This is a genomic window from Flavobacterium koreense (genome assembly GCF_054776075.1).
Window position 1 is genome coordinate 68,371 of sequence record NZ_BAAHCF010000034.1, and the last position, 12,317, is coordinate 80,687.

Genomic DNA, 12,317 nt, shown 5'->3' on the forward strand with positions numbered 1-12,317 from the left:
GTTTTGTGGCAAGCTAATTTTAAAAATTTTGCCTCGACACTAATTTTTTATTTATGAAAGAAGAAATAAAAGCCTATAATAATGTTTTGGAATTAATAGGAAATACACCTCTTATTAAGCTGAACAAAGTAACCGAAAATTTAGAAGGAAACTTCTATGCTAAGGTTGAAGCCTTCAATCCAGGACATTCTTCAAAAGACAGAATTGCATTATATATTATCGAAGAAGCCGAGAGAAAAGGAATTTTGACTCCTGGTGATACAATTATTGAAACTACCTCAGGTAATACTGGTTTTAGTATTGCGATGGTAAGTATTATTAAAGGATACAACTGTATTTTAGCAGTAAGTTCAAAATCATCAAAAGACAAAATTGATATGCTTCGTAGTTTAGGAGCAAAAGTTTATGTTTGTCCAGCTCACGTTTCTGCTGATGATGAGCGTTCTTATTACAATGTTGCAAAACGTTTGCACGAAGAAACTAAAGGTTCTGTTTATATCAATCAATATTTTAATCAATTGAATATTGATGCACATTATATGACTACAGGTCCAGAAATTTGGGAACAAACTTCAGGAAAAATAACACATCTTGTTGCTTGTAGTGGAACAGGAGGAACTATTTCAGGTATTGCAAAATTTTTAAAAGAGAAAAATCCAAACATTAGAATTTTAGGAGTTGATGCTTTTGGTTCGGTTTTGAAAAAATATCATGAAACTAAAGAATTTGATAACGACGAAATTTATCCATACAGAATTGAAGGTTTAGGAAAAAATTTAATTCCAACCGCTACCGATTTTGAATCTATTGATAAATTCATGAAAGTTACAGACGAAGAAAGTGCTCACACTACAAGAGAAATTGCTAAAACAGAAGGTTTATTTGTAGGATATACTTCTGGAGCTGCTTTACAAGCGGTAAAACAATTTGCTGAAGAAGGTGAATTTACATCAGAGAGTAATGTAGTTGTAATTTTTCCAGATCACGGTTCTAGATACATGAGTAAAGTATTTAGTGATGATTGGATGAATGAGCAAGGTTTTTTTGACAGTGTTAATGTTGAAGAAGCTCAAAAAATTGAATTTATTAAGTAATAGATTTACTTTATACATAAAAAAAACTCCGATAATTTATCGGAGTTTTTTTTATTTCTTTCTAATAATATCTTCTAAAACAGCTTTACTAGGATAATTAATTACTCTCAAAGTAATTGTATCATTCTTTGTTGTTTTTCCTTCAATTATATATAACTTCCCTTTTTGATAAACAACATTGCTTTTATCAAAATCTACATCACCATAAGTAAGTGTATTTTTTATATCAATAGTATCAATCCAATCTTCTGAAAGTTTTCTTGAAGCTTCTATACTATAATTGAAAGGTTTATTTCTTAAATCATTTAAAACGCGTGCATTTGGAAAATAATTACAACGCGTATCTTTACCAGATAAAACAAGGGCCACAACAAATGCACCCATAACCAAACCTACAAGATAATAAGCTAATCTTTGATAAAATTTCATTGTTAATTTTTTTGCAAATGTAAACTAAACAAAATTATTTTGGAAGGAATACTAATTTAAAAAACTATTAAATTTATATCACTATCAGGAAGATTAAACCAATCACCAATAGCTTTGTTTGTTAAAATGCCGTGATATAAGTAAATACCATTTTTTAGACCTTTATTGCATCTTATGGCGCTTTCAATTCCGCCATCTTCTGCTATTTGAAGGAGATAAGGTGTAATAATATTACTTATTGATAGCGATGCTGTTTTAGAATATCTTGATGGAATATTAGGAACACAATAGTGGATAACATTACTCTTAATAAAGGTTGGTTTTTCATGAGTGGTAATCTCCGAAGTTTCAAAACAACCTCCAGTATCAATACTTACATCAACAATTACAGCGCCTTTTTTCATGTGTTCAACCATTGTTTCTGTAACAACTACAGGACAACGATCTTTTCCTCTCATGGCTCCAATGGCAACATCACAACGACGCAAAGCTTTCAATAATGATTTTGGCTGAATTGTAGATGTAAAAACTCGGTGATTCAAATTATTTTGAAGTCGTCTTAACTTAGTAATTGAATTATCAAATACTTTTACACTTGCTCCAAGTCCAATAGCTGTTTTTGCTGCAAATTCACCAACTGTTCCGGCGCCAAGTATAACAACATCAGTAGGAGGAACCCCAGTTATATTTCCAAATAATAATCCTTTTCCAAATTGATTGTTTATCATTAATTCAGCTGCGATAAGAACCGAAGCAGTTCCTGCAATTTCACTCAATGATTTAACAGCAGGATAAGAACCGTCTTCATCTTTTATGTATTCAAATGCTAATGCAGTAATTTTCTTTTTGGTAAGTGCTTCAAAATATTCTTTCTTTCTGGTTTTTAATTGAATTGCTGAAATGATTAAAGAATTTGGATTCATCAATTCAATTTCCGCCATAGTAGGTGGCTCAACCTTTAAAAGCATCGGACAAGAAAGCACCTTTTTAGTATCATTTGTAATTTCAGCACCAGCATCACTATATTCTTTATCAGTGTAGCTTGAGCTTTCACCTGCACCAGCTTCCATCATTACGCGATGTCCGTGTGAAGTTAAAGAATTTACCGCATCAGGAGTTAAGCAAATGCGTCGCTCTTGATAACTTGTCTCTTTTGGAATACCAATAAACAATTCGCTTTTGTGACGAGCAATTTCTAATTTTTCTTCTTGAGGAAGAAGTTGTTGTTTTGTAAAAGGTGTAAGTGACATAGTTACAAATGAATTATGGCACAAGTTACAAAAAATTAAATAGTAATTACAATAGCAATTTCATTTTAGCTATCTATTCTATGTTAAAGTTAAATGTCTTCTTCCGTCTGGAAGCATCACGATTTTGATTTTAGAATGTTCCTCAGGAATTAAATTTGGAATATTTTCTGCCCATTCGATAAAACACCAATTTCCAGAATAAAGATATTCATCAATACCCATATCTAATGCTTCAGTTTCATTCTTTAATCGATAAACATCAAAATGATAAATATATTGATTATTAGATATTTGATACTCATTAACTAAAGAAAAGGTTGGACTGCTTGTAGCGTCATTCACACCTAAATTTTTAGCTAAAGATTTTATTAAAGTTGTCTTTCCAACGCCCATTAATCCATTAAAAAGAATAACTTTTTTGGGATTTTCTGAATTGATTTTTTGTGCAACTGCATCAATTTCATCTAAAGTGAAAATTATTTCCATATATTCAGTGTTCAGTGTTCAGTGTTCAGTGTTCAGATTTTTGCCTACTGAACACTGACTACTGCAAACTATTTTTATCTCGGATTAAATACTAAAAATGGAACAATAACTTCTTCTAAGGAAATACCTCCATGTTGGTAAGTATTTCTGTAATAACTTACATAATGGTTATAATTGTTTACGTAAGCCAAAAAGTTATCATTCTTTGCAAAAATATAAGAACTGCTCATATTTATTGCTGGTAAACCAATTTTTTTTGGGTCTTTAATGGCATAAACATCCTTATCTTCATAAGTTAAGCTTCGTCCTGTTTTGTATCTTAAGTTTAAACTTGTATTCTTATCACCAATCACTTTAGATGGATTTTTTACATTTATAGTTCCGTGATCTGTTGTGATTATTAATTTAAATCCAAGTTTTTGACCTTGTTGAATTATATCTAACAATGGCGAGTTTTTAAACCAACTCAATGTCAATGAACGGTAGGCTTTATCATCTGATGCTAATTCCTTTACAACATCCATTTCTGTTTTAGCATGAGAGAGCATATCAACAAAATTGTATACAACAGTAACTAAATTATTGTCTTTTAGTGCTCTAAAATTATCTGCTAATTTTTTTCCACCTGCCAAATTTGTGATTTTGAAATAATCTTGTTTTATATTTAATCCCAAACGTTTTAAATGTGCTGTTAAAAATTCAGCTTCATATAAGTTTTTTCCACCTTCTTCAACATCATTCTTCCAGTATTGAGGAAACTGCTTTTCCATTTCTAATGGCGTTAATCCAGAAAATATAGCATTTCTAGCATATTGTGTTGCCGTTGGAAGTATAGCAAAATATGGAGTTTCTTTCTCTAATTTGTAATAATTATTAATGGTACTTTCCATAGCTTTCCATTGATCATAACGTAAATTGTCAATAACAATAAAAAGTACTGGTTTGTCTTTTTTTACTAATTCGGGAACAACTAATTCTCTAAATAGAGTATGAGATTGAATAGGTTTATCAGCTTTAGGACTGAACCAATCTTCATAGTTTCGTTCAATAAACTTTCCAAATTGTGAATTGGCCTCTACTTTTTGTGATTCTAAAATTGTAATTAAATTAGAATCTTCAATGTTTTCAAGTTCTAATTCCCAAAAGATTAACTTTTTGTATAGCTCAATCCAATCTTCATAGGAATTCACCATAGAAAGTTCTAAAGCAATTTTTCTAAATTCCTTTTGATAATCTAAAGTTGTTTTTTCTGAAATCAATCTAGAATGATCTAAATTCTTTTTCAAACTCAATAAAATCTGATTTGGATTTACTGGTTTGATAAGGTAATCGGCAATTTTAGAACCAATTGCTTCTTCCATTATATATTCTTCTTCGCTTTTTGTAATCATTATTACTGGCGTAGAAGATTTCTTCTCTTTAATTTCTGATAGCGTTTCCAATCCGCTCATTCCAGGCATATTTTCGTCTAAGAAAACTACATCAAAATTGTTTTCAGCAAAAATATCTACTGCGTCACGACCATTATTACAAGTAGTTACTTCATAATTTTTCTTCTCTAAAAAAAGGATGTGTGGTTTTAACAAATCAATCTCATCATCCACCCAAAGTATTTTGATTTTATCCATAATGGTATTTAATTTGGTGCAATTTACTATTTATAGAACGAACGATGTATTAAAATTATTGTAAAAAAAATAGTAATAAATAGCAATAGGTATATTAAAAGATAAAAATGATTAAATTTGAATTTTAAAATATTTTATATGAAATTAATACAAAGATTATCAGTTATAACTTTGACTGCAATAACTATAGTAAGTTGTGATAAAAAAGAAACCACTTTTGTTGATCCATTATTAACTAATAGAGATACGACCATCAATCCATCAGATGATTTTTTTAATTATGCTAATGGAGGTTGGTTTAAAAACCATCCTATTCCTTCTTCTGAGAGAAGTAATGGTATTTTTAGAATGATTCAGGACACCATCAACAATCAAATAAAATCTATTTGCGAAACTTCTTCTGAAGCTGGCGCTGAAAAAGGTAGTAACAAACAAAAGATTGGCGATTTTTATGCTTCTGGAATGGATTCTACAACCATAAATAAACTAGGAATAAATCCTTTAAAAGACGAATTTTCTAAAATTGATGCCATTAAAGATGTTCCAAGTTTGCTGAAAGAAATTGGTCATTTGCATACTATTGGTTCTGGAGCTGGTTTCGGTTTTTATGTAGGACAAGATGATAAAAATAGTGCTAAAAATGCTATTTTTCTTCATCAAGGAGGTTTAGGATTAGGTACTATTTCAATACTGATGAAGAAACTGTTACTATTCGTACAGAATACGTTAAACATGTTCAAAAGATGATGGAGTTGATAGGAGTTAAACAAGATTTAGCTACAAAAAATGCGGCTTCAATCATGAAATTAGAAACCGATTTAGCGAAGGCTTCAAGGAAATTAGAAGCTTTACGTGATCCAATTAAGAACTATAACAAAATGAGTATTGCCCAATTGAATGGAATTACTCCAAATATCGATTGGAATGTAACTCTAAAAGATTTTGGTATTGCAAAAGCTGATACTGTAATAGTTGGACAGCCAGAATTTTATAAAGCATTAAATGGAATGCTAAAATCTTATGCCATTGAAGATTGGAAGACATATTTAAAATGGGATTTAGTTAATACGTATGCTTCTTATTTGAACAAGGAAATCGAAGACCAAAACTTCAAATTTTATTCTACTGTGATGAGCGGTGTTAAAGTTCAAAAACCAAGATGGAAGCGTATTGTTGAGCAAACAGATGGTTCTTTAGGAGAATTAATTGGACAAGTTTATGTTGATGAATATTTGCCAAAAGGAACGAAAGAAAAGCTTCTTGAAATTGGTAATAATATTCGTGATGTTTATGCAGTTCGTATCAAAAATCTTGATTGGATGAGTGAATCAACTAAGAAAAAAGCTTTAGATAAATTGAGCAAAATTGTTATGAAAGTTGGTTATCCTGATAAATGGAAAGATTTAAGTTCTGTAACCATTGACAGAAATAATTATTTAAAAAATGTGATGGCTGTCAATAAATGGTCTTACGATTATATGACTAATAAATATGGAAAACCTGTAGATAGAACGGAATGGGGAATGTATCCACAAACTTATAATGCCTATTACAATCCAAGCAATAATGAAATTTGTGTTCCGGCATGTAATATCATTGTTCCTGGATTTGAAGGAAGAATGCCTGATGATGCGATTTTATATGGAATTATTGGTGGTTCTACCTTTGGTCACGAAATCACACATGGTTTTGATGATCAAGGAAGTCAGTATGATGACAAAGGAAATTTAAACAATTGGTGGACCGCTGAAGATTTGAAGAAGTTCAAACAAAAAACAGCATTAATTGTTTCTCAGTATAGCAAATTTAAAGTAGGCGATAAGAATGTGAATGGAGACGCTACACAAGGAGAGAACATTGCTGATTTAGGTGGAGTAGTTATGGGATATGAAGCATTCAAAAAAACAAAACAATTTAAAACCAACGAAAAAATTAGTGGATTAACTCCAGACCAAAGATATTTTCTAGCATACGGTTACGCTTGGATGGTTAATGGAACCAAAGAATATTTATCGCAGCAAGTAATGACCGATGTTCATTCACCAGCAAAATATAGAATTAATGGTCCGTTGGCAAATATTCCAGAGTTTCACAAAGCATTCAATATAAAACCCGGAAGCGCAATGTATCAGCCAGATTCGTTGAGAGTTGTTATTTGGTAAAAATAAAAAAGGAGTTCAATATTGAACTCCTTTTTTTATAAGATTCTCTTCACCAACCAATACACAACAATAAAAACTATAACAGTACCAAAACAACCAAATTTAGTTTTCTTGGCAGCAAAAAAAGCAGCAATGAATGCGATTAAATTTTTCATAGATTTTTTATTTAGTAATTATACTATCTATTTTTTCAGCTAATTGATAATCTAAATCTGTAATTTCATTTTTATCATGTGTAAATAATGAAATTTCTAATTGAAAAGCTTTGTGAATTTTACAATCCGGATGATGATTCATTTCATCAGCAAGTTTAGCTACTTTCAGAAGAAATTCAACCAATTCTGTTTGTGACTTGAACTTTAAATTAGTTACTAATTTTCCGTTTACGGTTTCCCAATTAATATTTTCCATTTAATAGTTCGCCACCAATGGCAGATTTAGCTTCAATTCCTATTTTTTTCATCATTTCATAAGTTGTGCAGACTGCAGCCGATGTTACTGGAATTCCACATTCAGCCTGAATTAAATCAATAGCTTCTAATGAAGGCATTTGCACACAAGCAGAAGCAACTAAAACATCAACATCTGTTAAATCCAATTGCTTATAAATTTCCAATAAGTTCATTGGGTTTTGTGCAGCAACTTCCAAATTATCAGGAATTTCTAATGCAATACTTTGTTTTACTTTGATACCTTGATTTTCGATATAATCGACAACCATATCTGTCAATGGTCGCATATAAGGTGTAATTATTGAAATTTGTTTGGCACCTAAAACTTTCAAACCATTAATCAAAGCTCCAGCTGAAGTTACAATTGGAGTAGGAAAGTCGTTAGCAACCGTTTCTTGATGTAAATTAACTTCAGAAACGCAATGATAACCGCGTCCCATACTCATAATTGCTACCAAACAAGCATAACCCATAACATCGACATGAGCGTCTGAAAGTTCTTGTGCGCATTTCAAACTCATGGCATCCATAGCTTCCAATTCTTCTTTGGTTACTTTTTTCATTCTCATTCTGCTCGAATGGAAAGTAAAACGTTCAGGTAAAATCGTTTCACGTGAACGAAAGATTGCTGGTATTTCGGTTTCCATCGTTACGTTTGAAGATGGAACTATTTGTCCTATTCTGTATTTTTTCATTTTAGTTAATTTTTCAAGACATCTAATCTTGTAATATTTTTTATAGTTCCACCAAATAATCCCATATGCCCATTTGATTTCATATCAAATGTGCCGATTATTATTACATATTTTTTATTATAGTCAATAGTTTTTTTTGTCAATTTTATCTCGTCTGAAAAATTGACCCAAAAACCATTTTCACATAATGAGTTTTCATAATCTTCCTTATGAAGATAAATTGCATTTCCTTCAAATTCTAAATTTAAAAAACCTTCAACTTGAATAACTTTCCCATCATATCTTTCAGGTGTAGCAATAAGTCTTATGAGTGAAATATTAAAATCAACATGTGAAATCTTTTCACCATTAGCAGAATCGTCATCTTGATTATCCGTTATCTGACAAAACGAATTAAAAGATATTAATAAAATTAAAATGAATATTTTTTTCATAAAACGTATTTAATTTTTAAAAATATTTGGATAAAAAAATCTAACTATATTTCTTTAACAGTGTTTACTATAGTTCCAATTCCTTCGACAGTTGCTTCTACAACATCGCCATCATATAACCATTCTTGAGGATTTCTTCCTGCGCCAACTCCTGCTGGAGTTCCTGTTGCAATAATATCACCTGGTTCTAAAGTGAAAACGATACTCAAATCTTCAATTAAATCATTGATGTTGAATAATAAGAATTTGGTATTTGAATTTTGCTTTTCAATTCCATTAACTTTTAAAGATAAATTCAAGTTATGTGGATTTTCGATTTCATCTTTAGTAACCAAAATTGGTCCCATTGGTGCGAAAGTATCTTGTCCTTTTGAGACAATCCATTGTCCTTCACGACGGCAATCACGAGCAGAAATATCGTTGATTACTGTGTAACCAAAAACATAATCCATTGCCTCGGCTTTTGGAACGTATTTTCCTTTTTTACCAATAACAACTGCCAATTCCACTTCCCAATCTAATTGTTCGGTTAGTTTGGTATTTTTAATAATTTCAGTATTTGTTGCTGTAACTGTCGTTGGCGGTTTGGAAAATATGATTGGTTTTTGAGGTAATTTTCCTGTGGTGTCTAATGTTCTTGCACTTTCAGCAACGTGTTCTGTATAATTTAAACCAATTCCAATGATGTTTTTACGAGGTTTTGGAATAGGAGAAAGGAACGTTACTTCGTCCATTTCATAGGCGATTTCATCAAAAAACGATTGATCAGTTTCAGCAATCATATCGTTAAGTTCTTCGACTAATTCAAATCCCATGTCGATTAGTTCTAACATTGAAGTTGGTAACGGAAAGTTGGATATCTCTCCAAAATCTTCCATATCAATTACTTGATTGTTGTGTAGGAATCCTAATCTTGGTTCGGTGTCGTTTGTTTTGTAGGTAAGTAGTTTCATGTTTAAGCCGCTAAGACGCAAAGGCGCCAAGTTAAAAGTCTATTTTCTATTCTCTTTAATCTATTTTCTGATGACCATTATTTTCTTCCAATTCTCTTCCTTGATATAATCCCAATCCTTCAATCACCGGTAAATCATTGAAATTGAACAAGCAAGCGTCTTCGGTTTCAGATAAATTGTGATGTTCGTGCCATGCCCAACTTGGAACACAGAAAATATCTCGTTCTTTCCAATCAAAACGTTTGCCGTTGATTATGGAATATCCTTTTCCTTTAGCACATTGGTATACAAATGAACCTGTGTGTTTGTGCGCTTTTCCTTTGAAACCTGCAGGTAATAATTGCATTGCTGCACCCATAGTTTGCATCACATGTCCGCCAGTTAAGGGATTGGAATATTGCATAAATATACCATCAAACGGATTGACCTCATTGACTTTTTGAGCTTCTAAAAGTGCTGGATAAACATTCTTCCAAGAATATTTAAACAAAGGAGAATAAGGTTTGTCCCAAGTTTTATCAGCTGGAATCAATCCTGCGCAACCATAAGTTATTGGTGAATAGTTTAATGGTTTAACTAAAGGTTGTTTACCATCGTAAACCGCGTAATCATTTGCTTCTAATGCATTAACTAGCGGTATATCCAAACCATCTTGCCAAATGCACGTTTTTCCGCTTTCTTCAACACCATGTTCGTGCCAAGTGGAATTGGGTGTAATCACAAAATCATTTACTTCTAACATTATTTTATTGCCATCAACAACTGTGTAACCTTTTTCGCCTTCCATAATAAAGCGTAGGGCAGAAGCTTTGTGACGATGAGCCGAAGTACTTTCGCCTGGACGAGTCACTTGAATTCCGGTGTACAACCAACCAACAGCTGCAGAAACGTCTTTTCGTTTGTCGTTTACCAAATAAACTACGCGTCTTCCTGCTTGTTCTGGTGTAACTAATTCGGAAGATTTTAAAACTAATTCTCGTAAATCATCATATTTCCAAAGCATTGGAACCGATGAACTTCTTGGTTCCCAAGGTTCTATATCGTTAGCAACTGTCCATAATGCACCAGCACCAAGTGTTTCTAATTCTTTGTAATAAGCTTCAAGCTCAGGTGTATCTTGAACTCTTGCTCTTCCTATTTGATCGTCTGAAAATTTATCTTCCATTTTATAAATTTTTTATTGCATAAATGCTTTTAAAATATTCTCTCTATAGTCTTTATCTTTTTCATTTAACTCAAGAATTTTATTAGTTAAATCTATATTGATATAAAATTCAGAATATAATTTTTTTTCATCTGAATCATCATAGAAAACTTTAAATTTAAATTTACCTTTTTCTAATTTCGCAACATAATTATTTAAAGGAAAAACTGTGTATAATAATTTTTGATTAGTAAATTTTTGAATGCTTTGAATTCCATACAATGAAGAAATTGCATATATAAAATTATCACTTTCTTCCCCAATTCCAACAATTGATAATCCTTCTTGAACAAACCTTGTTTCATCAATTTTATCATTATTTATTCCAGGTTCAATACTGTCGATAATAAATAATCTAAAACCCACAACCAAATTTTTATACTTTGCTTTGCAAACAAATGTCCAAATATTATTTTCTATTTTACTACTTTCAACAATATCAAAAACCAAATCTTTCCAACTATCTTCTTCAATTTGATTTGAAGTTATATTTCTCAATTTTTCATTAGAATTACTTCTAAAAATATTTTTGAAAAAGCTCATTATATTATCTTTTATTAAACTCTTCGTGATTATCAATAAACGTAATTTTTCGAGTAGGAGCAATATTTACTCTTAAATCAAAAATATCAAATCTATTGTAATGTCCGAGAATGTCGTGCATTTGTTTCGGTTGGATGCATTTTTCCAAATCAATATCAGCGTAAACCATTCCTTCATCGTCAATTAAAGGTTCTCCAATTACTGCTCCATTTGGACCAATAAATCCTGAAAAAGCAGAATTTTTTCTAGTTAAAAGTTCATCAACATTTGGAACATCTTCTCGTAAAGCGTCTTTTATTTCTTGAGAAATTGTAGAACACGAAACTATGGTAAACAGTTTTCCTTCAAAAGAATGTGCAGCAGCACGAATTTTTATTGCTTCAGCCATATTATAATCTGGTGGTGCTACAGGAAGCGAAATATAATTTGCAATATGAATTAATTCGCCTTGAGAAAGTAACGTAAAACGTGCTAAAGTATTAGTGTTTTCACCACAAGCTAAAGTTCCAATTGGTCCAATTTCTGTATTATAAACTTTTAAAGATGAACCATCACCGCTTGTCCAAGTTAATTTTTCTGCCCAAGTCGGAACAAGTTTTCGGTGTTTACCAATTAAATTTCCGTTGTTATCGATTATTAAATTGGTATTGTAAATTTCACCATAAGAATCGCCGCGTTCATTGATTCCGATTACAATGTGTATGTTATTATCTTTTGCAGCTTGAAATAACGGTTTCATTACGAGATCTTCCGTCTTCACTGAAGATTTATACAATTGTTCGTACCATTTACTACCTTGAACTGGTGTCATAATCCAATTCCAATATGGATAACCAGCGATGAAAACCTCTGGAAATGCTATTAATTGCGCTCCGTTTTGACTGGCTTCTTTGATAAAAGATATAGCTTTATCAATCGTTTTTTCTACATTAAGAAAAACTGGTGATGTTTGAACTGCGGCGGCTTTGAATTTTGGAAAATTCATAA

13 protein-coding genes and 1 pseudogene are annotated in these 12,317 nt (G+C 31.4%); 3 read left to right on the top strand and 11 right to left on the bottom strand.

What is annotated here, in order from left to right:
* Positions 1-53 precede the first annotated feature (53 nt).
* Complete coding sequence (locus tag ACYU7A_RS12655; RefSeq protein ID WP_460577087.1) at positions 54-1,094, top strand: PLP-dependent cysteine synthase family protein; 1,041 nt, start codon at positions 54-56, stop codon at positions 1,092-1,094.
* Between the two features lie 51 nt (positions 1,095-1,145).
* On the opposite strand, the gene ACYU7A_RS12660 is transcribed toward ACYU7A_RS12655, so the two are convergent.
* The 4 genes from ACYU7A_RS12660 to porX all read right to left on the bottom strand — a co-directional run bounded on the left by ACYU7A_RS12660 (position 1,146) and on the right by porX (position 4,887).
* The gene (locus ACYU7A_RS12660) at positions 1,146-1,523 is read right to left on the bottom strand and encodes a DUF4258 domain-containing protein (RefSeq protein WP_460577089.1); all 378 of its coding nucleotides are present in this window, start codon (positions 1,521-1,523) and stop codon (positions 1,146-1,148) included.
* A 56-nt stretch (positions 1,524-1,579) separates the two neighbouring features.
* Positions 1,580-2,773, bottom strand: a complete 1,194-nt coding sequence (locus tag ACYU7A_RS12665; RefSeq protein WP_345094667.1) for an alanine dehydrogenase — start codon at positions 2,771-2,773, stop codon at positions 1,580-1,582.
* A 78-nt stretch (positions 2,774-2,851) separates the two neighbouring features.
* The gene (tsaE, locus tag ACYU7A_RS12670) at positions 2,852-3,259 is read right to left on the bottom strand and encodes a tRNA (adenosine(37)-N6)-threonylcarbamoyltransferase complex ATPase subunit type 1 TsaE (protein ID WP_460577091.1); all 408 of its coding nucleotides are present in this window, start codon (positions 3,257-3,259) and stop codon (positions 2,852-2,854) included.
* Between the two features lie 74 nt (positions 3,260-3,333).
* Positions 3,334-4,887: a T9SS response regulator signal transducer PorX gene (gene porX / locus ACYU7A_RS12675; RefSeq protein WP_460577093.1), complete on the bottom strand. Its 1,554-nt coding sequence runs from the start codon at positions 4,885-4,887 to the stop codon at positions 3,334-3,336.
* Positions 4,888-5,025: 138 nt separating this feature from the next.
* Here porX and ACYU7A_RS12680 point away from each other — a divergent pair.
* Both ACYU7A_RS12680 and ACYU7A_RS12685 read left to right on the top strand, forming a co-directional pair.
* Positions 5,026-6,215 (top strand): annotated as a pseudogene (locus ACYU7A_RS12680) (M13 family metallopeptidase); the annotation flags it as partial.
* A 195-nt stretch (positions 6,216-6,410) separates the two neighbouring features.
* Complete coding sequence (locus ACYU7A_RS12685) at positions 6,411-7,049, top strand: M13-type metalloendopeptidase (RefSeq protein ID WP_460577320.1); 639 nt, start codon at positions 6,411-6,413, stop codon at positions 7,047-7,049.
* Between the two features lie 162 nt (positions 7,050-7,211).
* Here ACYU7A_RS12685 and ACYU7A_RS12690 read toward each other — a convergent pair whose 3' ends face one another.
* The 7 genes from ACYU7A_RS12690 to ACYU7A_RS12720 are packed head-to-tail and all read right to left on the bottom strand — an operon-like array spanning position 7,212 to position 12,315.
* Complete coding sequence (locus ACYU7A_RS12690; RefSeq protein WP_460577095.1) at positions 7,212-7,460, bottom strand: 4a-hydroxytetrahydrobiopterin dehydratase; 249 nt, start codon at positions 7,458-7,460, stop codon at positions 7,212-7,214.
* Entirely contained in the window at positions 7,447-8,196 is a 750-nt protein-coding gene (locus ACYU7A_RS12695) for a maleate cis-trans isomerase family protein (RefSeq protein ID WP_460577097.1), read from the bottom strand. The genes ACYU7A_RS12690 and ACYU7A_RS12695 overlap by 14 nt, the downstream gene beginning before the upstream one ends.
* Before the next feature lie 5 nt (positions 8,197-8,201).
* Positions 8,202-8,630, bottom strand: coding sequence for a hypothetical protein (locus ACYU7A_RS12700; protein ID WP_460577099.1), 429 nt, complete (start codon positions 8,628-8,630; stop codon positions 8,202-8,204).
* Positions 8,631-8,674: 44 nt separating this feature from the next.
* On the bottom strand, positions 8,675-9,583 hold the full coding sequence (locus ACYU7A_RS12705) for a fumarylacetoacetate hydrolase family protein (RefSeq protein WP_460577101.1): 909 nt from the start codon (positions 9,581-9,583) through the stop codon (positions 8,675-8,677).
* 55 nt (positions 9,584-9,638) lie between these two features.
* Complete coding sequence (locus ACYU7A_RS12710; RefSeq protein WP_460577103.1) at positions 9,639-10,748, bottom strand: cupin domain-containing protein; 1,110 nt, start codon at positions 10,746-10,748, stop codon at positions 9,639-9,641.
* A gap of 12 nt (positions 10,749-10,760) precedes the next feature.
* Complete coding sequence (locus ACYU7A_RS12715) at positions 10,761-11,330, bottom strand: hypothetical protein (protein WP_460577105.1); 570 nt, start codon at positions 11,328-11,330, stop codon at positions 10,761-10,763.
* 4 nt (positions 11,331-11,334) lie between these two features.
* Entirely contained in the window at positions 11,335-12,315 is a 981-nt protein-coding gene (locus tag ACYU7A_RS12720) for a carbon-nitrogen hydrolase family protein (protein ID WP_460577107.1), read from the bottom strand.
* Between the last annotated feature and the right edge of the window lie 2 nt (positions 12,316-12,317).